Annotated in this window: 22 protein-coding genes; 17 read left to right on the forward strand and 5 right to left on the reverse strand. The window is 61.8% G+C overall.

What is annotated here, in order from left to right:
• Positions 1-9 precede the first annotated feature (9 nt).
• A complete protein-coding gene (locus J3A98_RS19000; RefSeq protein ID WP_209967791.1) occupies positions 10-969 on the reverse strand; it encodes a glucokinase in 960 nt (319 codons plus the stop codon).
• Positions 966-2792 carry a phosphogluconate dehydratase gene (gene edd, locus J3A98_RS19005; protein WP_176683705.1) on the reverse strand — a complete coding sequence of 609 codons (1827 nt, stop codon included), beginning with the start codon at positions 2790-2792 and terminating at the stop codon, positions 966-968. Before edd ends, J3A98_RS19000 begins: the two co-directional genes overlap by 4 nt.
• 264 nt (positions 2793-3056) lie before the next feature.
• Here edd and gap point away from each other — a divergent pair, with 264 nt between their 5' ends.
• From gap to J3A98_RS19035, 6 genes are all read left to right on the forward strand, one after another.
• Positions 3057-4058 carry a type I glyceraldehyde-3-phosphate dehydrogenase gene (gap, locus tag J3A98_RS19010; RefSeq protein ID WP_019750573.1) on the forward strand — a complete coding sequence of 334 codons (1002 nt, stop codon included), beginning with the start codon at positions 3057-3059 and terminating at the stop codon, positions 4056-4058.
• A 257-nt stretch (positions 4059-4315) separates the two neighbouring features.
• A complete protein-coding gene (locus tag J3A98_RS19015) occupies positions 4316-4828 on the forward strand; it encodes a sigma-70 family RNA polymerase sigma factor (RefSeq protein ID WP_021781899.1) in 513 nt (170 codons plus the stop codon).
• Between the two features lie 88 nt (positions 4829-4916).
• Positions 4917-5879 carry a FecR domain-containing protein gene (locus J3A98_RS19020; RefSeq protein ID WP_209967794.1) on the forward strand — a complete coding sequence of 321 codons (963 nt, stop codon included), beginning with the start codon at positions 4917-4919 and terminating at the stop codon, positions 5877-5879.
• Between the two features lie 126 nt (positions 5880-6005).
• Positions 6006-8594, forward strand: a complete 2589-nt coding sequence (locus tag J3A98_RS19025) for a TonB-dependent receptor (protein WP_176683708.1) — start codon at positions 6006-6008, stop codon at positions 8592-8594.
• A 348-nt stretch (positions 8595-8942) separates the two neighbouring features.
• Positions 8943-9536, forward strand: coding sequence for a biliverdin-producing heme oxygenase (locus tag J3A98_RS19030; protein WP_176683709.1), 594 nt, complete (start codon positions 8943-8945; stop codon positions 9534-9536).
• 54 nt (positions 9537-9590) lie between these two features.
• Complete coding sequence (locus J3A98_RS19035) at positions 9591-10004, forward strand: YbaN family protein (RefSeq protein WP_021781895.1); 414 nt, start codon at positions 9591-9593, stop codon at positions 10002-10004.
• Here the strand turns inward: J3A98_RS19035 and arcD (J3A98_RS19040) are convergent.
• Positions 9984-11411: an arginine-ornithine antiporter gene (gene arcD, locus J3A98_RS19040; RefSeq protein ID WP_021781894.1), complete on the reverse strand. Its 1428-nt coding sequence runs from the start codon at positions 11409-11411 to the stop codon at positions 9984-9986. The two genes, J3A98_RS19035 and arcD (J3A98_RS19040), sit on opposite strands and share 21 nt — an antisense overlap.
• Positions 11412-11846: 435 nt before the next feature.
• Between arcD (J3A98_RS19040) and arcD (J3A98_RS19045) the strand changes: the two genes are divergently transcribed.
• The 6 genes from arcD (J3A98_RS19045) (at position 11847) to J3A98_RS19070 (ending at position 18809) form a co-directional block, all read left to right on the forward strand.
• Entirely contained in the window at positions 11847-13274 is a 1428-nt protein-coding gene (gene arcD / locus J3A98_RS19045) for an arginine-ornithine antiporter (protein ID WP_176683711.1), read from the forward strand.
• 33 nt (positions 13275-13307) lie between these two features.
• Positions 13308-14561, forward strand: coding sequence for an arginine deiminase (gene arcA / locus J3A98_RS19050; RefSeq protein ID WP_021781892.1), 1254 nt, complete (start codon positions 13308-13310; stop codon positions 14559-14561).
• Between the two features lie 69 nt (positions 14562-14630).
• The gene (locus J3A98_RS19055) at positions 14631-15641 is read left to right on the forward strand and encodes an ornithine carbamoyltransferase (RefSeq protein WP_003255074.1); all 1011 of its coding nucleotides are present in this window, start codon (positions 14631-14633) and stop codon (positions 15639-15641) included.
• 164 nt (positions 15642-15805) lie between these two features.
• Positions 15806-16735 carry a carbamate kinase gene (gene arcC / locus J3A98_RS19060; RefSeq protein WP_209967796.1) on the forward strand — a complete coding sequence of 310 codons (930 nt, stop codon included), beginning with the start codon at positions 15806-15808 and terminating at the stop codon, positions 16733-16735.
• 56 nt (positions 16736-16791) lie between these two features.
• Complete coding sequence (locus tag J3A98_RS19065; protein ID WP_176683713.1) at positions 16792-17160, forward strand: DUF5064 family protein; 369 nt, start codon at positions 16792-16794, stop codon at positions 17158-17160.
• A 140-nt stretch (positions 17161-17300) separates the two neighbouring features.
• The gene (locus J3A98_RS19070; RefSeq protein WP_021781889.1) at positions 17301-18809 is read left to right on the forward strand and encodes a sigma-54-dependent transcriptional regulator; all 1509 of its coding nucleotides are present in this window, start codon (positions 17301-17303) and stop codon (positions 18807-18809) included.
• Positions 18810-19139: 330 nt separating this feature from the next.
• On the opposite strand, the gene J3A98_RS19075 is transcribed toward J3A98_RS19070, so the two are convergent.
• The gene (locus J3A98_RS19075; protein ID WP_209967799.1) at positions 19140-19781 is read right to left on the reverse strand and encodes a DUF1109 domain-containing protein; all 642 of its coding nucleotides are present in this window, start codon (positions 19779-19781) and stop codon (positions 19140-19142) included.
• Complete coding sequence (locus tag J3A98_RS19080) at positions 19771-20355, reverse strand: sigma-70 family RNA polymerase sigma factor (protein ID WP_021781886.1); 585 nt, start codon at positions 20353-20355, stop codon at positions 19771-19773. Before J3A98_RS19080 ends, J3A98_RS19075 begins: the two co-directional genes overlap by 11 nt.
• Positions 20356-20579: 224 nt before the next feature.
• Between J3A98_RS19080 and J3A98_RS19085 the strand changes: the two genes are divergently transcribed.
• The 5 genes from J3A98_RS19085 to gcvH all read left to right on the forward strand — a co-directional run bounded on the left by J3A98_RS19085 (position 20580) and on the right by gcvH (position 23633).
• Positions 20580-20867, forward strand: a complete 288-nt coding sequence (locus J3A98_RS19085) for a DUF2282 domain-containing protein (RefSeq protein WP_209967801.1) — start codon at positions 20580-20582, stop codon at positions 20865-20867.
• 16 nt (positions 20868-20883) lie between these two features.
• Complete coding sequence (locus J3A98_RS19090) at positions 20884-21717, forward strand: DUF692 domain-containing protein (RefSeq protein ID WP_209967803.1); 834 nt, start codon at positions 20884-20886, stop codon at positions 21715-21717.
• Positions 21714-22487, forward strand: coding sequence for a DNA-binding domain-containing protein (locus tag J3A98_RS19095; RefSeq protein WP_209967806.1), 774 nt, complete (start codon positions 21714-21716; stop codon positions 22485-22487). Before J3A98_RS19090 ends, J3A98_RS19095 begins: the two co-directional genes overlap by 4 nt.
• Positions 22480-22947, forward strand: a complete 468-nt coding sequence (locus J3A98_RS19100; RefSeq protein WP_209967808.1) for a DoxX family protein — start codon at positions 22480-22482, stop codon at positions 22945-22947. Before J3A98_RS19095 ends, J3A98_RS19100 begins: the two co-directional genes overlap by 8 nt.
• 302 nt (positions 22948-23249) lie before the next feature.
• Positions 23250-23633: a glycine cleavage system protein GcvH gene (gcvH, locus tag J3A98_RS19105; RefSeq protein ID WP_003255087.1), complete on the forward strand. Its 384-nt coding sequence runs from the start codon at positions 23250-23252 to the stop codon at positions 23631-23633.
• Positions 23634-23644 lie beyond the last annotated feature (11 nt).

Here is a 23644-nt window from a genome sequence, read left to right on the forward strand (position 1 = left end):
GTGGCCCCATCAGTGATCCAACGCCTGCTGCAACGCTACACCGGCCCCCTCCAACCCGGAAAACTCCGCCGTCACCAGCCACACCGGCACCCCGGCAAAATAGCCACTCATACACCCCTTGTCGGCAAAACTCGCGGCAAACCCGCTACGCAAGAACAGCTCGGCAAAGCGCGGAATCACACCGCCAACAATATAGACCCCGCCTCGCGCGCCCAGCGTCAGCACATTGTTACCCGCCACTCGCCCAAGGAAACGGCAGAACTGCTCGACCACCGCCAGCGCCCGTGGCTCACCGCCCAGTGCCGCATCGGTGATATGCGCCGGGGTCTTGTGCCTGGGCGTGTCGCCGTCCAGCGCACAGATCGCCTGGTACAGCCGCACCAGGCCACCACCACTGAGCACGGCCTCGGCGCTGACATGACCGATCTGACTGTGGATCTGCTGGTGGATTGCCGCTTCGCGAGCATTGCCTACCGGCAGGTCAACATGCCCGCCTTCACCCGGCAGGGCCTTCCAGTGCTGTTCGCCCAGACGCAGCAGCGAGCCTACCCCCAAGCCAGTACCTGGGCCGATCACCAGTGCCGGCCTCGAGGGGTCGGCCTGGCCGGGGCACACTTCGCGAAACTCCCCTTCGCGCAGACGGGTCATGCCCAGCGCCATCGCGGTGAAATCATTGATCAACAACAGTCGCTCGACCTGCAAGGTCTTGCAAAATGCCGTGCGGCTCAGGCGCCAGTGATTGTTGGTGAAGCGGAATTCATCGCCATCGACCGGGCCGGCCACCGCCAGGCACACCGCCGCCAGGCCGCCACGGACGATACCCTGGCTCTCCATGTAAGCCTCGATGGCCTGCTCAGGGTTGGTGTAGTCCGCGGTGGCGAAAACGTTTACCTCATGCAGCTGGTTGTCACGCCACAACGCAAAACGGGCATTGGTGCCGCCAATATCACCAACCAGCAGGTGCTTCATTTGAGGTGCTCCAGGGCCGAAGTAAAGGCACTGGCGCCCTGCTCTGCCGGGCTGAACGCCATGCGCATGAAGCCGAACAGCTCGCGCCCACACCCCAGGTCGTTGCCCTGGGGCGCAGGCGGCAGCTCACGGCTGGCCAGTTCTTCAGCCGACACCATGATCCGCAACGTGCCTTCGACACCGTCGACTCGCACAATATCACCATCACGCACCCGCGCCAGCGGGCCGCCGTCGTATGCCTCCGGGCAAACGTGAATGGCCGCGGGGATCTTGCCCGAGGCACCGGACATGCGCCCGTCGGTAACCAGCGCAACCTTGAAGCCACGGTCCTGCAGCACACCGAGGAACGGGGTGAGCTTGTGCAGTTCCGGCATGCCATTGCAACGCGGGCCCTGGAAGCGCACCACCGCGACAAAGTCGCGCTCCAGCTCGCCGGCCTTGAACGCGTCGGCCAGCGACTGCTGGTCCTGGAACACCCGCGCCGGGGCCTCGACCACCTGGTGCTCGGGGGCGACGGCAGACACTTTCATCACGCCACGGCCCAGGTTGCCTTCCATCACCCGCAGGCCGCCTTCGGCCGAGAATGGCCGCGACACCGGGCGCAGGATGCTTTCGTCCAGGCTCTGTTGCGGCCCTTCGCGCCACACCAGCTTGCCATCGTCGAGGAAGGGTTCCTGGGTGTAGCGGCGCAGGCCATGGCCGGCTACGGTGTTGACATCTTCGTGCAGCAGGCCGGCGTCGAGCAGCTCACGAATCAGGAAGGCCATGCCGCCGGCAGCCTGGAAGTGGTTGATGTCGGCCTTGCCGTTGGGGTACACGTGCGACAGGGTCGGCACCACTTCGGAGAGGTCGGCCATGTCCTGCCAGGTCAGCTGGATACCTGCAGCCTGGGCGATCGCCGGGATGTGCAGGGTGTGGTTGGTCGAGCCGCCGGTAGCGTGCAGCGCGACGATGGAGTTGACCAGCGCCTTCTCGTCGACGATTTCGCCCAGCGGCATGAAGCTGCCGCTGGCCTTGGTCATGCGCGTCACCTGCTGCGCAGCCTCGGCGGTGAGTGCGTCACGCAGCGGCGTGTACGGGTTGACGAACGAGGCGCCCGGCAGGTGCAGCCCCATCACTTCCATCACCAACTGGTTGGTGTTGGCGGTGCCGTAGAAGGTGCAGGTGCCGGGGCTGTGGTAGGAATTCATCTCGGACTCCAACAGCTCTTCGCGGCTGGCCTTGCCTTCGGCATAGCGCTGGCGCACATCGGCCTTCTGCTTGTTGGAGATGCCGGAGACCATCGGCCCACCCGGGACGAAGATGGTCGGCAGGTGGCCGAAGCGCAACGCGCCCATCATCAGGCCGGGGACGATCTTGTCGCAGATGCCCAGCATCAGTGCTGCGTCGAACATGTTGTGCGACAGCGCTACCGCCGTGGACATCGCGATCACTTCACGGCTGGCGATAGCCAGCTCCATGCCCGGCTCGCCCTGGGTCACACCGTCGCACATGGCCGGCACGCCACCGGCAAACTGGCCGACCGAACCGACCTCGCGTAGGGCCTGCTTGATCTGCTCGGGAAAATGCAGGTACGGCTGGTGGGCAGACAACATGTCGTTGTAAGCCGAGACGATGGCCACGTTGGCCGCGTTCATCAGGCGCAGAGTCTGCTTGTCTTCGCTGCCGCAACCGGCCACGCCGTGGGCGAAGTTGGCGCACTGCAGGCTGGCACGCATGGGGCCTTCACTGGCCGCGCCACGAATCAGCTGCAGGTAACGTTCGCGGGTGGCTCGGCTGCGTTCGACCAGCCGCTGGGTGACCTCAAGGATGCGCGGATGCATGTACTGGACTCCAGGCTAATTGTAAGGGCGGTTTACCGGGCATTTCCCCTCCAAACGATTGCGGCCTAGGCTCATGGTTAGGAGCCCGCTGCATCGGTGGAGGCACGACGCCCAACCACTCGTTGTATATTTAAACAAAATACTGCCACTAAAAAGGCTTGTTTTCTATCAGCCAGTGAATAATCTTGTAATTCCAACAACAAAACCGTTTCAGTGAAGCTCCTTTGTGCCACAGGTTTCACTCGAACTGCCAGAGGTACTGCCATGACCCTTCGCATCGCCATCAATGGATTCGGCCGAATCGGGCGCAATGTCCTGCGCGCACTGTATACCCAAGGCTACCGCCAGGACCTGCAGGTCGTCGCCATCAACGACCTGGGCGACAGCGCCATGAATGCCCACCTGCTCAAGTACGACAGTGTCCACGGCATCTTTGACGCGACTGTCGAGGCCGACCACGAAAGCCTGACGGTCAACGGTGACCGTATCGCGGTCAGTGCCATCCGCAATCCGGCCGAACTGCCCTGGAAGGCCGAGGCGATCGACGTAGTGTTCGAATGCACCGGGCTGTTCACCGACCGCGCCAAAGCTGCTGCGCACCTGGCCGCCGGGGCGGGCAAGGTGATTGTCTCGGCACCGGCCAAGGGTGCCGATGCCACCGTGGTATACGGGGTCAACCACGATATCCTGCGCGCCTCGCACCAGGTCATTTCCAATGCCTCCTGCACCACCAACTGCCTGGCACCGATCGCCCAGGTGCTGCACCGGGAGTTCGGCATCGAGCAAGGCCTGATGACCACCATCCACGCCTACACCAACGACCAGGTGCTGACTGACGTGTACCACAGCGACCCGTACCGCGCGCGTTCAGCCACCCAGTCGATGATCCCGAGCAAGACCGGTGCCGCCGAGGCCGTGGGCCTGGTGCTGCCGGAACTGGCCGGCAAGCTGACCGGCATGGCGGTGCGGGTGCCCGTCATCAACGTGTCGCTGGTGGACCTCACCGTCAACCTCAAGCGCGAAGCCACGGCGGAGCAGGTCAACCAGCTATTCCTCGAGGCCAGCAAACATTCCAAGGTATTGGGCTATAACGCCCTGCCATTGGTTTCCTGCGATTTCAACCACAACCCGCTGTCGTCGATCTTCGATGCCAACCATACCCGGGCCAACGGACGGATGCTCAAGGTGCTGGCCTGGTATGACAACGAATGGGGGTTCAGCAACCGCATGCTGGATAACTGCCTGGCGCTGCACCGGGCTGGCTGACGCGACCCGTGTGGGAGCGGGCTTGCCCGCGAAGCCAACGCCGTGGTGGATGGCACGGGCTTCGCCCGTGTTCGCGGGCAAGCCCGCTCCCACAGGGATGGCGCCAGCTTTTAGAAATTGAGCAAGACAGTTGCTCCCACAAAAAAGCAAACGACATCCAGCGACTACAATCTTTACCTTTTCCTGATAATTCCACACTTGACCTGCCGCACGGATGATAAGCATTATCATTAACCTTTCGTCGGCCAGGTCCCCCCGTGAGTCAGTCCCGGTTCAACTCCGTCTTCCTCGTGCAGCGCCTAACCCTGCTGCGTACCCTGCAGCGCATGGTCGGTAATCCCAGCACGGCCGAAGACCTGCTGCAGGAAACCTACCTGCGGGTGTCCCGCGCGCTGGGCGAGCGGCCCATCGAGCATATCGAGCCGTTCGTGTTTCAGACCGCGCGCAACCTGGCGCTGGACCACCTGCGCGCACGCCGGGTGCAGGCACGCATGCTGGTCGACGATGTGCCCGACGAAGTGCTGCACAGTGTGGCCGCGCCCGCCACCAGCAGCGAGGATGCCGCCCACGCCGAGCAGTTGCTCAAGCACCTCAGCGTCAGCCTCAATCAACTGAGCGAACGCCAACAGCGCATTTTCATCCTCAGCCGCCTGCATGGCGCCACCTATCTGGAAATCGCCGAACAACTGAGTGTTTCGCCCAGCACGGTACAAAAGGAACTGAAACTGATCATGGCAATCTGCATGGGTGTTGCCGACCGACTCAAGTAAGCTGAGCGCAGGCGAACGGCGACGCAAAGCCCTTGCCACACCCCGTCTTAGCCTTGATCATTCGCAAAAAACCATTCAAGGATTCACCGTGACCGACCGCCCTGCCCCTCGCCCGTCACCTGCCCGGCTCAGCGCCCGAGCTCGTGCCATGGACGAGGCGCTGGACTGGCTGGTGCGCCTGCAATGCGCAGATGCCGCAGACACCCAGGCCTTTGAAGCCTGGCTGAGCGCCGCGCCAGAAAACGCCGAGGCCTATGTCGAAGCCGAGGCGCTGTGGAACGGTACACCGTTGCACAAGGTGGCCACGCACATGCACCAGCAGCAACGCCGCTCATGGCGCGGGCGCCTGCGCAGCCACTGGAAACCCCTGGCCACCGCAGCGCTGCTGGTGGTCGGGCTGTTCACCGTCGGTAACCTGCCCATGCGCCTGCAAGCGGACCACCTGACCGTGGTCGGCGAGCGCCAGCGCCTGCAACTGGAAGACGGCGCAAAAGTGCTGCTCAACACCAATTCGGCATTTGCCAGCGAACGCCAGGACGGCCGCCAGGTCGCCCGCCTGCTGCAGGGCGAGGCTTATTTTCAGGTTCCCGACGGCGCGCATCTGCCGCTGGAAGTGAAAGCCGGGCCTTTGCGCGCACAGGTGCGCGACACCGACTTTGCCGTGCGCTACCTTGACGGCGAGGCCCAGGTGCGGGTGCAACGCGGCGATGTCGACCTGCAGGGGGAGCGCGACCAGCGCATCCGCCTGAGTGCCGGCGACAGCATCAGCGTCGGCCCCCAGGGCTTTGGCCAACGCCAGCGCCCCGACATGCACAAGGACCTGGCCTGGATCGACGGCCGCCTGGTGTTCGAGAACTGCCCGTTGAGCCAGGTCCTGGCCGAAGTACAGCGGTACTACCCGGGCTGGATCATCAACCGCAATGCGCAGTTGGAAAACGTCGCCGTCACCGGTAACTACCGTCTCGACCAGCCGCTGGAAACCCTGCGCGCACTGGCCCACATCACCTCGGCACAACTGCATGAGTACCCGGCGCTGGTCATCCTGAACTGACCCCTGAATTATTTTTACGCGATCGCACTCGCCCGCCCGTCTCGTTATAGCCAATGCAACTGATTCTTGTTTAGAGACGAGAACAGCCATCACCTATAACAGCCCGCGCGTCTGGGAGCGCTTCCGATGTCCACTGGTCCTACCCGCTCGTCCAACCTTCCCCGCCGTACAGGACAACTGTCCCTGTTGACCCTTGCCCTGCTCGCCAGCGGTGCCTGCAGCCTGCCGGCGCTGGCCGCCGAGCCGGCACAGGCCAGCAGCCCGCGTATGGGCGACTACCGCTTCAGCATCGGCCAGCAACCGCTGGTGTCGGCGATCAACGCCTTCAGCCAGGTCACCGGCTGGCAGGTCGGCTTCAGCGCCGAGCTGGCCGACGGCGTGGCTTCGCCAGGCGTACAGGGTTCGCTGCCGCCAGATGCTGCCCTCAAGCGCCTGTTGCGGGGTACCGGGCTGAGTTTTCGCAAGATCAGCAACGGCAATGTGGTACTGGAGCGCCAAACCGCAAGCAACGTGATCGCCCTGCAGCAGGTGACCGTCAGCGCCACCCGCAGCGCACAGGACGTCAGCCAGGTACCGAGCACTGTCAGCGTGCAGACCCGTGAGCAACTGGACCGGCAGAACGTGAACAATATCCAGGATCTGGTGCGCTACGAGCCGGGGGTGTCGGTATCCGGAACCGGCCAACGCAGCGGGCTGAACGGCTACAACATCCGGGGTATCGACGGCGAGCGGATCCTCACCCAAGTCGACGGCGTGTCGATCCCCGACAGCTTCTTCTACGGCCCCTACGCCCAGACCCAGCGCAACTATGTCGACCCGGAAATCGTCAAGCGTGTGGAAATCCTCCGTGGCCCGGCCTCGGTGTTGTATGGCAGCAACGCCATCGGCGGTGCGGTGAGCTACTTCACCCTCGACCCGGACGACATCATCAAGCCCGGCAAAGACGTGGGTGCACGCCTGAAAACCGGCTACAGCTCGGCCGACGAAAGCTGGCTGACCTCCGCCACCGTCGCCGGCCGCCAGGGTGACTTCGACGGCCTGCTGCACCTGAGCCAGCGCAACGGCCACGAGACCGAAACCCACGGCAGCCACAGTGGCGACGGCCTGTCGCGCACCGAAGCCAACCCGATGGACGTGCGCACCACCAACGTGCTGGCCAAGCTGGGCTGGAACTACGCCGACGACGCGCGCCTGGGGCTCACCTACGAGCGCTACAAGGATGACCGCGACCAGAACATCCTCAGCGCGGTGGGTGGGCCGTTCATTCCGGGCTTCGGTGGCATGAACTCGTACCGCATGCGCCAAGGCAACGACACGATCACCCGTGAACGCTTCGGTCTCAATCATGAATTCGACCTCGATAGCGTGGTCGCAGATCACGTCAAATGGAGCCTCAACTACCAGATCGCGAAGACCGACCAACGTACCGATGAGCTGTATGTCGCCTCGGGACGCCAAGTGTTTCGGGACCGGCAGACGACCTACAAGGATCGCCAGTGGGTATTCGACGCCCAATTCGACAAGGCCTTCAGCATCGGCCAAACCGATCACCTGTTCACCTACGGCACCACACTCAAACAGGAGAAAGTCACGGGTTCACGGAGCGGCACCGGCACTTGTCTGAACATCGGTGGTACCTGTACCGCCATCGGACAGGACAGCGCGCGTGACGGACAGGCCTTGGTCAGCGACTTCCCGGACCCCACCGTGAATACCTACAGCCTGTTCGCGCAGGATGAAATCCGCTGGAACAACTGGACCTTCATGCCCGGCGCGCGCTACGACTACACCCGTATGGAGCCCAAGTTCACCGAGGCATTCCTGCGTGGTCTGGAGTCCAGCGGTACGGCGCCTGCCTCCCAGGATGATTCGGACAAGAAGTGGCACCGCGTCTCGCCCAAGTTCGGCCTGACCTACGCCTTCAACGACAACTACACCTGGTACGGCCAGTATGCAGAAGGCTTCCGCACTCCGACCGCCAAAGCCATGTATGGCCGCTTCCAGAACCTGGACCAAGGCTACCGCGTGGAGGGCAACCCGGACCTTGAGCCTGAAAAGAGCAAAAGCTATGAAACCGGCCTGCGTGGCAACTTCGACGCCGGCAACTTCGACGTGGCAGTGTTCTACAACAAGTACCGTGATTTCATCGACGAAGATGCCGTGCAAAGCGCCAACCTGGAGCAGACCTTCCAGGCCAACAACATCAAGCACGCCACCATCAAGGGTGCCGAATTCAAGGGCCGCCTGAACCTCGACCACTTCGGCGCAGCGCAGGGCCTCTATGCCCAAAGCTCGATTGCCTACACCTATGGTCGTAACGATGACACCGGTCAACCGTTGAACAGTGTCAACCCGCTCAAGGGCGTATTCGGCCTGGGCTACGAGCAGCAGCACTACGGTGGCTTGCTGAGCTGGACGCTGGTCAAGCGCAAGACCCGTGTCGACGACAGTACCTTCTATTCGCCTGACGGTTCCACCTCGAAGTTCCGCACCCCGGGCTACGGCGTGCTGGACCTGACCGGCTACTACAAGGTCACCGACGACGTCACCATCAACGCAGGGCTGTACAACCTGACCGATAAGAAATACTGGCAGTGGGATTCGGTGCGCAGCTACGACGGCCAGGGTGAGGCGGCTGTGACCCAGCCGGCCAACATCGACCGCCTGACCATGCCGGGGCGCAACTTCGGTATCAATGTGGTTTGGGATATCTGATCGCTTTAAATGTGCATTGGTTGTGAGATCGAGCGCCGCCCGCGCGGCGCATCGCGAGCGAAGCTCGCTCCTACATCTGTTTCGGGCCAGTTATTCCTGCGCCTTATGCGCGCGGCCCCTTGGTGTCCGACTCTGTATTGTGTCGAACCAACAAGGCGGTCGCGCGCGCGGTCACAGGTGTTATTGGCCCGAAACAGATGTAGGAGCGAGCTTCGCTCGCGATGCGCCGCGCGGGCGGCGCTCGATCTCTCAGGCGCTGCAATAACCAATCTGAAAAAAACCTTTTTTACTGTCCCGCCCCCGCTGTTTCGTCTTGTATCTAGACGCCCCCTCTCCAAGGACTGCCCCATGACCGAACGCCCAGCCCTGCGCTCCCAGCGCCTGAACCAGATCACCCACGCCCCGCACGCCGAGCTGGATGCCCTGGTCAAATCCCACGCGCCTTTTGACAGCCGCGAAAGTTTCGCCCGCTTCGTCGTCGCCCAGTACCTGTTCCAGTCCGAACTGCAGGCCCTGTACAACGACCCTCAACTGATCGCCATCGTCCCTGATCTGGCTGAGCGCTGCCGTGCCGACCAGGCCCGCCTGGACCTCGCCGACCTCGACACCGAAGTACCGGCGGCGGTGCCGGGCGCCGTGGGCAAGCCGAGCCTGGGCGAGGCAATGGGCTGGATCTTCGTCTCCGAAGGCTCCAAACTGGGCGCTGCGTTTCTGATCAAGCGTGCCGTGGCCCTGGAACTGTCCGACAGCTTCGGTGCCCGTCACCTGGGCGAGCCCGTCGGTGGCCGTGCCGAAGGCTGGAAGCAGTTCACCCGCATCCTCGATGGCCTGGCGCTCTCGCCTGAAGAGGAAGCGGCTGCCGAACGCGGTGCAGTGGCCGCCTTCGAGCGCTTCACCGAGTTGCTCAAGCACGCCTACGCTGCGGATGCCGCGCTGGTCTGATACGCCGTAGCCGGCCACCCCTTCGGTGGCCGAACCGTTTTATGCAGTGAGAACATGACCCAACCAGCCCGCTCGAAACTCGCCCGCCTGTTGTATGGAATCCTGGCCTACGTGAGCCTCGGGGTGGGCCTGGTCGCCATTGTGATTCCTGGTTTGCCGACCACCGAGTTCATCCTGCTGGCCGCCTGGGCCGCCACGCGCAGTTCACCGCGCCTGTCGGCATGGCTGGAGAACCACCGGCTGTTCGGGCCAATTCTGCATAACTGGCGCAACGGCAAGGTGATTCAGCGCCGGGCCAAGGTCAGCGCAACCATCAGCATGCTGCTGTGTGCGGGCCTGATGCTGACCTTTCTGGAACACCACTGGCCGGTATTCCTGGCAATCGCCGGGATGACCTTGGGCAACCTGTGGATCTGGTCACGCCCGGAGCACGCCTGCCCTGCCCCGTCACAAGCTCAGCAGCCCTGAATACAGGGCATAGGCCGCCAGCGCGGCACCCACCAGCACGGCGGCGAAAATCAGCTTTTCCCAGGCAGTGAACAACGTCTGCCCCTGCTCATGCTTGGCCCTCGCGAACAAGATGACGCCGGGGGCGTACAGCAGCGCCGAAAGCAGCAGGTACTTGAGCCCGCCGGCATACAGCAGCCACACGGCATACAGCAGGGCAACCAGCGCCACCAACAAGTCCTTGCGCCGCAACCTCGGCTGCCCGGCATAGGTTTCTGCGCGCATCGCCAGCAGCACGGCATACGCCGCAGACCACAGATAGGGTACCAGGATCATCGACGAGGCCAGGTAGATCAGACTGGTGTACGTACCGGCCGAGAACAGCGTAATCAGCAGGAAACCCTGAATCATGCAGTTGGTCAGCCACAGGGCATTGGCCGGCACATGGTTGGCGTTTTCCTTGGCCAGAAAGCGCGGCATGGTCTTGTCCCGCGCCGTGGCGTAAAGGATCTCGGCACACAGCAGCGCCCAAGACAGCAATGCGCCAAGCAGCGAGACCGCCAGGCCGAGGCTGATCAGCAAGGCGCCCCAGGGGCCGACGATATGCTCCAGCACCGAGGCCAGTGAGGGGTTCTGCAGCCCGGCCAGTTCCGGTTGGGTCATGATGCCCAGCGACAGCACGTTGACCAACACCAGCAGCGCCAGCACACCCAGAAAACCGATGACCGTGGCCTTGCCCACGTCTGACCGACGCTGAGCGCGCCCGGAATACACGCTTGCGCCTTCTATGCCGATGAACACGAATACGGTCACCAGCATCATATTGCGCACCTGCTCCAGCACGCTGCCGAATTGTGGGTTGCTCAAACCCCAGATATCCCGGGTGAAGATATCGGCGCGGAAGGCAAATGCAGCGATCACCACGAAAATCAGCAACGGCACCACCTTGGCCACTGTGGTGACCTGGTTGATGAAGGCCGCCTCCTTGATGCCGCGCAACACCAGAAAATGTACCGACCACAACAGTAGCGAGGCACAACCGATGGCGATGGGTGTGTTGCCTTCGCCGAACACCGGGAAGTAGAAGCCCAGCGTGCTGAACAGCAGCACGAAATAACCGACGTTGCCCAGCCAGGCGCTGATCCAGTAGCCCCAGGCCGAGGAAAAGCCCATGTACTCACCAAAGCCGGCCTTGGCGTAGGCATACACCCCCGAGTCCAGTTCCGGCTTGCGGTTGGCCAGGGTCTGGAACACGAAGGCCAGGGCCAGCATGCCGACCGCGGTGATCGCCCAGCCGATCAGCACGGCGCCCACATCGGCACGCGCGGCCATGTTCTGCGGCAGCGAGAAGATACCACCGCCAATCATCGACCCGACCACCAGCGCGATCAACGCGCCCAGGCGCAGCTTCTGTCCCGGTTCGCTCATGAGCCTCCCTTTTTCAAACCTTGTCATGCGTTTGAAACAGCCTTGCGGGCTATATCAATATGGTTACTTATACTGAAGCCGTACATTCAACCTCTATCACTAATAACTGCTTTGTCTATGTACCTGCTCTCTCAAAACTAGCAGCAGTCTGGCAACTGGAAAAGAAACTGATAAAACTCGAATTTCTGGTGAAAAATTTGCGAAAGCGACAAAAGCGGCTAATTTCAAGCATCGCAGGCTGAACAGAGCGTTTGCTCTAAAAGGACATGGAGGTGCCAGCATTCAAGGCCTGCAGCTCAAGCTGTCGGCACTCTCCAGGAGCACCCGTGAAGGAAATTTCCTTCCTTTACGGCGCCTTAAACTGACGCAAGTCAGCTCAAGGCAAAGGCGTCGGATCTATTCTGTCGTCAACTTTCTCCTGGCAGGAGTTGTTAAATGTCTGATTCATCCGGAAAACTAAAGCTCGGCGCGTTAGTTGCACTTGTCGTCGGCTCGATGATTGGCGGCGGTATCTTCTCGCTGCCGCAAAACATGGCCGCCAGCGCAGGGGTCGGGGCCGTGCTGATCGGCTGGGCGATCACTGCGGTCGGCATGCTGACCCTGGCCTTTGTGTTCCAGACCCTGGCCAACCGCAAGCCTGATCTGGATGGCGGGGTGTATGCCTATGCCAAGGCCGGCTTCGGCGACTACATGGGCTTTTCCTCGGCCTGGGGCTATTGGATCAGTGCCTGGCTGGGCAACGTCGGCTACTTCGTGCTGCTGTTCAGCACCTTGGGCTACTTCTTCCCGATTTTCGGTGAAGGCAACACCCCGGCCGCCATCATTGGCGCGTCGATCCTGTTGTGGGCGGTGCACTTCCTGGTACTGCGCGGCATCAAGGAAGCGGCCTTCATCAACCTGGTCACCACGGTGGCCAAAGTGGTGCCGCTGGTGCTGTTCGCCCTGATCTGCCTGTTCGCCTTCAGGCTCGACATCTTCACCGCCGATATCTGGGCGGTGGGCACGCCAGAGCTTGGCAGTGTCATGAACCAGGTGCGCAACATGATGCTGGTCACCGTGTGGGTGTTCATCGGCATCGAGGGCGCGAGCATCTTCTCGGCGCGGGCGGAAAAACGCACCGACGTGGGCAAGGCAACGGTGATCGGCTTCGTGACCGTGCTGCTGTTCCTGGTGTTGGTCAACGTGCTGTCGCTGGGCATCATGACTCAACCGGAACTGGCCAAGCTGCAGAACCCGTCGATGGCTGCCGTGCTGGAGCATGTGGTCGGCCACTGGGGGGCGGTGCTGATCAGCGTCGGCCTGGTCATCTCGCTGCTCGGGGCGCTGCTGTCGTGGGTGCTGCTGTGCGCCGAGATCATGTTCGCCGCCGCCAAGGACCACACCATGCCGGAGTTCCTGCGCCGCGAGAACGCCAAACAGGTACCGGCCAACGCCCTGTGGCTGACCAACGCCATGGTGCAGATCTTCCTGGTCATCACGCTGTTCTCAAACAGCACCTACCTGTCCCTGATCTACCTCGCCACCTCGATGATCCTGGTGCCCTACCTGTGGTCGGCAGCCTATGCGTTCCTGCTGGCATTGCGCAGCGAAACCTACGAACAGGCCCTGGCCGAACGCAAGAAGGACCTGCTCATCGGTGGTATCGCCCTGCTGTACGCCGTCTGGCTGCTGTACGCCGGTGGCGTGAAATACCTGCTGCTCTCGGCCCTGCTCTACGCACCTGGCGCGATCCTGTTCGCCAAGGCCAAGCGTGAGGTGGGCCAACCGGTCTTCACCAACGTGGAAAAGCTGATCTTCGCAGCCGTGGTCATTGGCGCCCTGGTGGCAGCCTTTGGTCTGTATGACGGCTTCCTGACCCTTTGACCCACGTCTTCGATCAATTGGAGGAATGAAACCATGTCCGCTGAAAAACAGAAGTACGGTGTCCACTCCGAAGCCGGCAAACTGCGCAAAGTGATGGTTTGCGCCCCGGGCCTGGCGCACAAGCGCCTGACACCGAGCAACTGTGACGAACTGCTGTTCGACGATGTGATCTGGGTCGACCAGGCCAAGCGTGACCATTTCGACTTCGTCACCAAGATGCGCGAGCGTGGCGTGGATGTGCTGGAGATGCACAACCTGCTGACCGATATCGTTCAGAACAAAGAGGCGCTCAAGTGGATCCTCGACCGCAAGATCACCCCTGACACCGTCGGCGTAGGCCTGACCAACGAAGTGCGCAGCTGGCTCGAAGGCCTGGAGCCACGCCACCTGGCCGAGTTCCTGATCGGCGGCGTGGCAGGTCAGGACCTGCCGCAGAGCGAAGGCGCCGAAGTCGTGAAGATGTACAACGACTACCTGGGCCACTCCAGCTTCATCCTGCCACCACTTCCCAACACCCAGTTCACGCGCGACACCACCTGCTGGATCTACGGCGGCGTGACGCTGAACCCGATGTACTGGCCGGCGCGTCGCCAGGAAACCCTGTTGACCACCGCCATCTACAAGTTCCACAAGGAGTTCACCGAGGCCGACTTCCAGGTGTGGTATGGCGACCCGGACAAGGACCATGGCAATGCCACGCTCGAAGGCGGTGATGTGATGCCGATCGGCAATGGCATCGTGCTGATCGGCATGGGCGAGCGCACCTCGCGCCAGGCCATCGGCCAACTGGCGCAAAACCTGTTCGCCAAGGGCGCCGTCAAGGAAGTGATCGTCGCCGGCCTGCCAAAATCTCGCGCCGCCATGCACCTGGACACTGTATTCAGCTTCTGCGACCGCGACCTGGTCACGGTCTTCCCGGAAGTGGTGAAAGAGATTGTGCCATTCATCATCCGCCCGGACGAAAGCAAGCCTTACGGTATGGATGTACGCCGCATCAACAAGTCGTTCATCGAAGTGGTGGGCGAGCAGCTGGGCGTCCAGCTGCGCGTGGTCGAAACCGGCGGCAACAGCTTCGCCGCCGAGCGCGAACAGTGGGATGACGGTAACAACGTGGTGGCCATCGAGCCGGGCGTAGTCATTGGCTACGACCGCAACACCTACACCAACACCCTGCTGCGCAAGGCCGGCATCGAGGTCATCACCATCAGCGCCGGCGAACTGGGCCGGGGCCGGGGCGGCGGCCACTGCATGACCTGCCCGATCGTGCGCGACCCGATCGACTACTAACGACCATCACGCCCGGCCGCACCCATGAAGTGCCGGCCGGGACATCACCGAACTCAAGGAGAAACTGTCATGGCGTTCAATATTCACAACCGCAACTTGCTCAGCCTGGAACACCACACCACCCGTGAGTTGCGCTACCTGCTGGACCTGTCCCGCGACCTCAAGCGGGCCAAGTACACGGGCACCGAGCAGCAGCACCTGAAGGGCAACAACATTGCCCTGATCTTCGAAAAAACCTCCACCCGTACCCGTTGCGCCTTCGAAGTTGCGGCCTATGACCAGGGCGCCAACGTCACCTACATCGACCCCAACTCTTCGCAGATCGGCCACAAGGAAAGCATGAAGGACACCGCCCGTGTGCTCGGGCGCATGTATGACGCCATCGAGTACCGTGGCTTCAAGCAGGAAATCGTCGAAGAGCTGGCCAAGTTCGCCGGCGTACCGGTGTTCAACGGCCTGACCGACGAATATCACCCAACCCAGATGATCGCCGACGTGCTGACCATGCGTGAGCACAGCGACAAGCCGCTGCACGACATCAGCTACGCCTACCTGGGCGATGCCCGCAACAACATGGGCAACTCGCTGCTGCTGATCGGCGCCAAGCTTGGCATGGATGTGCGCATCGCCGCGCCCAAGGCACTGTGGCCACACGACGACCTGGTCGAGCGCTGCAAGCAGTACGCTGAAGAAAGCGGCGCACGCATTACCCTCACCGAAGACCCGAAAGCCGCGGTCAAGGGGGTCGACTTTGTCCATACCGACGTGTGGGTATCGATGGGCGAGCCGATCGAAGCCTGGGGTGAGCGCATCAAGCAGCTCAAGCCTTATCAGGTGAATGCCGAACTGATGAAGTCCACCGGTAACCCACGGACCAAGTTTATGCACTGCCTGCCGGCATTCCACAACTCCGACACCAAGGTAGGCAAGCAGATCGCCGAACAATACCCGGACCTGGCAAACGGTATCGAAGTGACCGACGACGTGTTCGAGTCGCCAGCGTGCATCGCCTTCGAGCAGGCGGAAAACCGCATGCACACGATCAAGGCGATCCTGGTATCGACCCTGGCTGATCTATAAGTAGCCCGCAGTCCCTGTGGGAGCGGGCGTGCCCGCGAAGGCGTCAGCCGCATCATCGATGATGTCAGGTCTGGCCTCTTCGCGGGCATGCCCGCTCCCACAGCGAACTCCGCAGCCTCCGTGCAGCGACAGTCCATTCATTCTTTCGCTAAAGGACATTCCACATGCGTATCGTTGTTGCATTGGGCGGCAACGCCCTGCTACGTCGCGGCGAGCCCATGACCGCTGACAACCAGCGCGCCAATATCCGCACCGCCACCGAACAGATCGCCAAGATTCACCCTGGCAACGAACTGGTCATCGCCCACGGCAACGGCCCTCAAGTGGGTCTGCTGTCGCTTCAGGCCCTGTCGTACAAGCCAGACGAGGCCTACCCGCTGGACGTGCTGGGTGCAGAGACCGAGGGCATGATCGGTTACATGATCGAACAGGAACTGGGCAACCTGCTGGCCTTCGAGGTGCCCTTCGCCACCTTGCTCACCCAAGTGGAAGTGGACGCCAACGACCCGGCCTTCAAGGATCCGACCAAGTTCATCGGCCCGGTCTATAGCAAGGAAGAGGCCGAGCGCCTGGCCAAGGAAAAGGGCTGGGTGGTCAAGGCCGACGGCGACAAGTACCGCCGCGTGGTAGCCAGCCCGAAACCCAAGCGCATCTTCGAAATTCGCCCGATCAAGTGGCTGCTGGAAAAAAGCAGCATCGTGATTTGCGCAGGCGGTGGCGGCATCCCCACCATGTACGATGAAAACCACAAGCTCAAAGGCATCGAGGCGGTGATCGACAAAGACCTGTGCTCGGCGCTGCTGGCCGAGCAATTGGAAGCCGACCTTCTGATTATCGCCACCGACGTCGATGCAGCCTACATTGACTGGGGCAAACCGACGCAGAAGGCCATCGCCCAGGCCCACCCGGACGCGTTGGAAACGCTGGGGTTTGCCGCCGGCTCCATGGGGCCGAAGGTGCAGGCCGCCTGCGACTTTGCCCGCAACACCGGCAAGGTGGCGGTGATCAGTTCGCTGGAGAACATCGAAGGCATCGTCAAAGGCAAAGCCGGCACTCGGGTTTCCACCGAGAAGCCGGGCATCAGCTACCGTTGAATGCAGCAGGCGGGCTTACGCGGCCCGCCATTTTCAACCTTCCAAAGGAGATAGCCATGGCCCAGTATCACTCCGGTCATGTACACATCGAGCGCACTGCGCTGAACCACGCCGACCACAGCTATGACCTGAACATCGAGTACGAGGCCGTGTCGGACCCCAAGGAAGGCAGAGGCATTCAATTCCACATGCATGGCAGCATCGAAGGCAAGACGGTGGAAGAAAAGTTCTTCCTCGCCAAGGACCAGGTCTTGCCCAGCTTCCTCATGCTACTGACCCGCAAGGCGCAGTCGTATCTGGCGCCGCCGAAGAAATTCGAGACCCTGAGCTCGCCGCACAAGCTCTATGACCATATGTTTGCGGACATTCGCGAAAAGCTCGATGTGAAATCGGGCGACCCGATCAAGCCTGAACATCTGGAGTGACCCTTTTCGCGAGCAAGCCCGCCCCTACAGCAGCAATCCTGTGGGAGCGGGCGCGCCCGCGAATGCGCCACCGCCAACCTTGGGCCTGACCCCCGTCTCAGGGCATACTGACGACCTCCGTCGCCAACTGTTCGAACCCCATGCGCATCCACGTCAGCTTCATCGACCGCGTCGGCATCACCCAGGAAGTCCTCGCCCTGCTCGGTGCCCGCAACCTCAACCTGGACGCCGTGGAGATGGTCCCGCCGAACGTCTACATCGACGCCCCTACCCTCAGCCCCGCCGTACTCGAAGAACTGCACGACGCGCTGTTCGAAGTACACGGCGTGCAATCGGTGGACGTGGTCGACATCCTCCCAGGCCAGCGCCGCCACCTGCAACTCGATGCCCTGCTGGCCGCCATGAGCGACCCGGTGCTGGCGGTGGACAGCGCAGGCCTGGTGCTGTTGGCCAACCCGGCGCTGATCGAACTGTGCGGTCGCGAATCTGCCGGGCGCTCGGTGGGTGAACTGTTTGGCGACCCCGCACTGCTGCAAGCGCTGCTGGACAACAACTTCCACCTGCCCATGCGCGAAATGCAGCTGAACGGCCATAGCCTGCTGCTGGACGCCATGCCGATCACCAACGCCGGCGGCCTGCTGACGCTGTACCCACCCTCGCGCATGGGCGAACGCCTGTCGGCCCTGCACCACGATCACGCCGAAGGCTTCGATGCCTTGCTGGGCGAGTCGCCGGCCATCCGCACCCTCAAAGCCCGCGCCTTACGCGTGGCGGCGCTCGATGCGCCGCTGCTGGTGCATGGCGAGACCGGCACCGGCAAAGAACTGGTAGCCCGCGCCTGCCATGCTGTCAGCAGCCGCCACGCGGCCCCGTTCCTGGCCCTGAACTGCGCCGCGCTGCCCGAGAGCCTGGCCGAAAGCGAACTGTTCGGCTATGCACCCGGGGCCTTTACCGGCGCGCAACGAGGTGGCAAGCCTGGGCTGATGGAACTGGCCAACCAAGGCACCGTATTCCTTGATGAAATTGGTGAGATGTCGCCATACCTGCAGGCCAAACTGCTGCGTTTTCTCAGCGACGGCAGCTTCCGCCGGGTGGGTGGCGACCGCGAAGTGAAGGTGGATGTGCGCATCATCAGCGCCACCCACCGCGATCTGGAGCGCATGGTCGCCGAAGGCAGCTTCCGCGAAGACCTGTTCTACCGTCTGAACGTGCTTAACCTGGAGGTACCGCCGCTTCGCGACCGTGGCCAGGACATCCTGATGCTGGCGCACTTCTTCATGCAGCAGGCGTGCACACAGATCCAGCGCCCAGCCTGCCGGCTGACCCCATCCACCCATTCGGCACTGCTGGCCAACCCTTGGCCGGGCAATGTGCGCCAGTTGCAGAACGTGATCTTCCGCGCTGCTGCCATCTGCGAGGGTAACCTGGTGGATATCGGCGACCTGGACATCGCCGGCACCTCGGTGGCACGTGGGCAAGATGGCGAAGTGGCCAGCCTGGAACAGGCCGTGGGTAATTTCGAGCGCGAACTGTTGCAGCGCTTGTATGCCAGCTACCCGTCAACACGGCAACTGGCCGGACGCTTGCAAACTTCGCACACGGCTATTGCCCAGCGGCTGCGTAAATATGGAATACCCGGAAAACCATGACGGCTGTGGTCAAAACCCGTAATTGAATCGGAATTTTCCTGGCCGCTCAGCCGCATTTGACTGGTGTGCTCTCCGTAAAAGGGTGACATTGTAATTTCACATGTCACCCTGAACTAAGAGCCCCCGATGTTTGAACTGGTGAAGGGTTTGCCAATGGTTCAGAACACCATGGGTATCGGCCAGGCAACAAGACTGGGGCTCGCCCCACTGATGGGCCTACCCTGGCATTACCCTGGTTCATTGCGGGTTAAGCAATTTCAAAAGTCCCTTGAGTGACAGGGCAGGCAATCAGAAAGTCGTTCTGAGTTGTGTGGGGCCTGCCAGTACAGCCTACCAACGCAGCATGCGGGGCCCCCACCAGGCACCGATCACCGTCGGAACAAGCATGCCAAGGACATACCACACACCCCAGAACGGTACGCCCATTTCCGGACAATGCAGGCAGTAGACCACCGTTGCAGTCGAACCCGCCAGCAGGCCACCAGCAGCACCCGCTAACCGTAACCGGGTGGGCGCCAGGCCTTTCAGCTCCCAGAACACGGTGACAAAGGTCGGCACCGACAGCAATGCGATATTCAGTGCGCAGGTACGCCATGTGCGCCCGAACAACAGGTCGGCGCGCGCATCCACAGGCGCCCCAGCGATACTGATGGCCGCCCCGCACCAGACCAGCAGCAGTGGCAAGCCAAGCATCGTCCAGCCTGCAGCGCCCTTCCCTCCTGGCCTGGCCAAGCGGCTCGTCAACCACAGCCCGATCAACGCCAAGCTGGTCGGAAAGGCGACTTTGCCCCAGAACAGCGGGGTTTGTGCGACCTCTGTGATATCACTGCGTACACCGTAAAGGGTAATAGTCAGCAGCAGTGCTGCGGTCAGCCCGCCCAGCACAGCCACTGCCATCCGCCTGCCAACGGCGTGGCGCGGCACTGGCCCTTCGCCTGCGGCCAGCAAGGCAATCAAATCGTCAGTCTTCATGGTTGTTGGCTCCTCCAATCAGCCTGGATAGCGCTTTCAGACCTCGATGTATCCCAACCTTTACCGCTGAACTGGAAAGCCCGGTAAGTTGTGCCGTCTCTTCGACAGACAACCCCTCCAGCTTGACATGAACAATCGGCAGTCGTTGCCGCTCTGGCAGTTGCTTGAGCAGCTTGGTCAGGTCTCGGCTGGCCTCGGCTGATTCAACCTCCGAGATGGCAAACAGTTGCGCATCATCGTCCAGAACATCATGCCGGGCTTCGCGACGTGAAACACTTCGCAGATGATCCGCCAGTTTGTAACGGGCGATCGCATGCACCCAGGCCGTCAAAGGCTGCTGTGCCTGGTAAGTGTGACGCGCGTTATGCACTGCCAGCAGCACATCCTGCACCATGTCCTCTATCTCGGCCGGCCGCCTGCTCAGACGGCTGCGCAGAAACGCACGTACATGCAGCGCAAGCGTGCCGAGAAAATCCTGATAGGCCAGCTGGTCGCCTGTCAGCCCTCGAAGCAACAGTGCTTTCAACCGGGCCTCGCGAGCCTCGAGCTCATCCTGTGAGTTAGTTCGCTGCATGGGCCGCCTGGGTTACACCCTGAATACAATTGACTTGATTCATCCGCTCCCGGCGTGTGGCACGCAGGTGCTGCAAATATGCCATGCCCTTGGCTTCGACATCAGCTTGGGAAGACACGCCCTGAAAAAAATTCGCCCAAGGCTGTAACCCTTTTTACGCGAGGCACGAATTACTCCATGAGCCGCCGGTATAGACCACGGCCACACTCTCAGGAGATTGACCCATGAAAACCCTCGCCCTCACCACCGCAGCGCTCGCTCTTGCCTCGCTTGCAGGCGTCGCCATGGCGGCCGACAGCACGCAACCCGCAGGCAGTGGCACTGCCATGGAAAAATGCTACGGCGTCGCCATGGCAGGAAAGAACGATTGCAAGGCCGGCGCCGGCACCAGCTGCGCCGGCAGTGCGAAGAAAGACTACGACGGCATGCACTGGAAAAACGTCCCCGCCGGCACCTGCACATCGATCAAGACACCTGCCGGCATGGGCTCGCTGACACCTATCAAATCTTGATCAGGGGAAACCGACCATGAACGCAGACGCACGAATGGGCGCCGGAATCAGCCTGAAGGCCGAGCACTACGACCAGGCGCTGGCGTGCAATCTCGAAGGGCTCTGGTTTGAAGCTCACCCGGAGAACTACATGGTCGGTGGCCCTCGCCTTGCCTGGCTGAACCGCATCGCAGAGCAGCACCCGGTCTCATTGCATGGTGTGGCACTTTCGCTGGCGGCTGACGCGCCCCCTGATCAGGCGCATCTGCAGCGTCTGCGCGCACTGTGCGATCAAATCGAACCGGTACTTGTATCAGAGCACCTGGCCTGGTCCACCTGGCAGGGGCACTACCATCCAGACCTGCTGCCATTTCCGCGCAGCAACGAGGCTCTGAACCGCATCGCTGAAAACATCCAGCGATGCCAGGAGGTATTGGGCCGGCGGATATCCATCGAAAACCCCAGTCATTACCTGCAACTGCAGGGCCATGACTGGGACGAGATCGACTTTCTTGGCGAACTGACACGCCGCACGGGTTGTGGTCTGCTGCTGGACATCAACAACGTCTATGTGAGTGCTCACAATCTGGGGTTCTCGGCAACTGCCTACCTGGACCGCTTTCCAGCGCAAACCATCACAGAAGTTCATCTGGCCGGGCACAGCGATGATGACCAAGGCAGCCTGTTGATCGACTCTCATGATGCGCAGGTGGCGGAGCCTGTGTGGGCGCTGTACCGCCAACTGGTTTCCCGTGTCGGCCCGCGCCCGACACTCATTGAACGTGACGACAAGCTTCCCCCGTTCACCGAACTGCTTGCTGAACGGTCCATCGCACAGTCGATCATGACTTGCCCAGGTGCATTGCCATGAACCTTTCCCTTGGTCAGTTCCAGCACGCATTCATCGAGGCACTCTATTCCCGCCCTGCTCCCCAGCTTTCGGGAGTGGCCGAACAAGCGGCGTTCGCGGTTTATCGCAACACGGTGCTGGCCGGCTGCGTGGAAGCACTGCGCGCGAACTTTCCGAGCGTGTGCACACTCGTCGGGCGCGCCTGGATGGATGAGACCGCGGCAGTCTATGCGCGGCAATTTCCCCCCAGCGATCCCCGGCTGATCTGCTACGGCGCAACCTTTCCGGATTTCCTCGAAGACATTCAGTCACAGCATGCTGTGCCGTATCTGGCGGATGTCGCGCGCCTGGACCTGCGTTGGACAGAAGCCTTCAGCGCGCTGAACGAACCGTGCCTGAACCTTGTCGAGCTGGCAGGCATGACCCCCAGCGATCTGGATCACGGTTGCCTGGCCCCCCGTGCCAGTGCCCGCTGGTACTGGTGCGAAGCGCATCCTGTGTACACCCTGTGGCGCTGCGCCCGCGAGCAGCTTGCCTGGCCCCAAGACCAGCCATGGGTGGGCGAAGGGGTACTGTTTGTCGGCACCGCTGATGGCGTATGCCATCAGCCGCTGGGGAAAGGTGGCCATGCGTTCCTCAAGGCCTGTGCGGCCGGACAGTCGCTGATGCAGGCCTCCGACCTGGCGCGACACGCTGAAACCGACCTGGACTTCACCGAGATGCTCGGGCGCCTGATGACAGCCCAGGCTTTTCGCCCACTCGCCTTCACAGGAGAACACCACCATGGCTAGTGCCGATTTCACGCCCCCGGCCAGCAGCCTGCGGCGCGCCTGGAACCACGTTGCGCAGAGCATCGAGCGCCGGTTGAGCGATGACCTGTTGTGCCTGGTCGCCCGGCTCGGGATCGCCTCGATATTCTTTCTTTCCGGGCGCACCAAAGTGGAAGGTTTCCTCACCCTCACACCCGGCACCTACGAACTGTTCCGCACCGAGTACGCGCTGCCGCTACTCTCGCCCTGGCTTGCAGCGCACCTGGCCGCCTACGCTGAGCACTTGTTCCCGCTATTGCTGGTGCTCGGGCTGATGACCCGGCTATCGGCGCTGGCACTGCTGGGCATGACGTTGGTGATCGAAGTGTTCGTCTACCCCGATGCGTGGCCCACCCACCTGACTTGGGCAGGGCTCTTGCTGCTCCTGATCGCCCGTGGCGCCGGTGCGCTTTCGCTGGATCATCTGCTGAAAATGAAATGACCGAAGGCCAATGGGCACCTGCCCTGTTCATGCATCAACCGTATCGTTTTCGCTACGATGTAGCGAAAACGATACAGTCCCGCCTCGACGTGGGTGCACAAGGGTTTGATGCTCAAACCCTTTTCCTCCGATGAGCACCTGTAACGATATCATTCCACAGAAAAGATAAGGCTTTACCCGATATTCACGTAACATATTGATAAACAAGCATTTTTGTAGATTGGCCGCATTATTGCTAAAGGAATCCTACCCTAAGAGCGCGGCGCCACCGCGCCCAACGCCCTGCTTCCCGAGGATTCCCCATGAGCGAGTTGCGTTTCACTGAAGATCACGAATGGCTGCGCGTCGAAGCCGATGGCAGCGTCACCGTGGGCATCACCGCCTACGCCCAGAATGCCCTTGGCGACGTGGTTTTCGTGCAACTGCCAGAGTTGCAGCAGTATGAGAAAGGCAGCGAAGCGTCCACCGTCGAATCGGTCAAGGCCGCCAGCGGCGTGTACATGCCACTGACGGGTGAAGTGGTCGAGGTCAACGGCCAGCTTGAAGACAGCCCTGAACTGGTCAACGAAGACCCGATGGGCGAAGGCTGGTTCTTCCGCTTCATCCCTGCCGATGCAGAAGCCGTGACCGCTCTGCTCGACCAGGACGCCTACGACCGCCTGCTCAAAGCCAACGACGACGCCTGAGGACACCCGCC

This window comes from Pseudomonas sp. BP6 (assembly GCF_017875935.1).
GTDB classification, from domain to species: domain Bacteria; phylum Pseudomonadota; class Gammaproteobacteria; order Pseudomonadales; family Pseudomonadaceae; genus Aquipseudomonas; species Aquipseudomonas putida_Y.

Bases quoted from the DNA above. Each gene is read 5' to 3' on its own strand.
- J3A98_RS19000 (WP_209967791.1), bottom strand. From the start codon at position 969: ATGAAGCACCTGCTGGTTGGTGATATTGGCGGCACCAATGCCCGTTTT.
- edd (WP_176683705.1), bottom strand. From the start codon at position 2,792: ATGCATCCGCGCATCCTTGAGGTCACCCAGCGGCTGGTCGAACGCAGC.
- gap (WP_019750573.1), top strand. From the start codon at position 3,057: ATGACCCTTCGCATCGCCATCAATGGATTCGGCCGAATCGGGCGCAAT.
- J3A98_RS19025 (WP_176683708.1), top strand. From the start codon at position 6,006: ATGTCCACTGGTCCTACCCGCTCGTCCAACCTTCCCCGCCGTACAGGA.
- J3A98_RS19030 (WP_176683709.1), top strand. From the start codon at position 8,943: ATGACCGAACGCCCAGCCCTGCGCTCCCAGCGCCTGAACCAGATCACC.
- J3A98_RS19035 (WP_021781895.1), top strand. From the start codon at position 9,591: ATGACCCAACCAGCCCGCTCGAAACTCGCCCGCCTGTTGTATGGAATC.
- arcD (WP_021781894.1), bottom strand. From the start codon at position 11,411: ATGAGCGAACCGGGACAGAAGCTGCGCCTGGGCGCGTTGATCGCGCTG.
- arcD (WP_176683711.1), top strand. From the start codon at position 11,847: ATGTCTGATTCATCCGGAAAACTAAAGCTCGGCGCGTTAGTTGCACTT.
- arcA (WP_021781892.1), top strand. From the start codon at position 13,308: ATGTCCGCTGAAAAACAGAAGTACGGTGTCCACTCCGAAGCCGGCAAA.
- J3A98_RS19055 (WP_003255074.1), top strand. From the start codon at position 14,631: ATGGCGTTCAATATTCACAACCGCAACTTGCTCAGCCTGGAACACCAC.
- arcC (WP_209967796.1), top strand. From the start codon at position 15,806: ATGCGTATCGTTGTTGCATTGGGCGGCAACGCCCTGCTACGTCGCGGC.
- J3A98_RS19065 (WP_176683713.1), top strand. From the start codon at position 16,792: ATGGCCCAGTATCACTCCGGTCATGTACACATCGAGCGCACTGCGCTG.
- J3A98_RS19070 (WP_021781889.1), top strand. From the start codon at position 17,301: ATGCGCATCCACGTCAGCTTCATCGACCGCGTCGGCATCACCCAGGAA.
- J3A98_RS19075 (WP_209967799.1), bottom strand. From the start codon at position 19,781: ATGAAGACTGACGATTTGATTGCCTTGCTGGCCGCAGGCGAAGGGCCA.
- J3A98_RS19080 (WP_021781886.1), bottom strand. From the start codon at position 20,355: ATGCAGCGAACTAACTCACAGGATGAGCTCGAGGCTCGCGAGGCCCGG.
- J3A98_RS19085 (WP_209967801.1), top strand. From the start codon at position 20,580: ATGAAAACCCTCGCCCTCACCACCGCAGCGCTCGCTCTTGCCTCGCTT.
- J3A98_RS19090 (WP_209967803.1), top strand. From the start codon at position 20,884: ATGAACGCAGACGCACGAATGGGCGCCGGAATCAGCCTGAAGGCCGAG.
- J3A98_RS19095 (WP_209967806.1), top strand. From the start codon at position 21,714: ATGAACCTTTCCCTTGGTCAGTTCCAGCACGCATTCATCGAGGCACTC.
- J3A98_RS19100 (WP_209967808.1), top strand. From the start codon at position 22,480: ATGGCTAGTGCCGATTTCACGCCCCCGGCCAGCAGCCTGCGGCGCGCC.
- gcvH (WP_003255087.1), top strand. From the start codon at position 23,250: ATGAGCGAGTTGCGTTTCACTGAAGATCACGAATGGCTGCGCGTCGAA.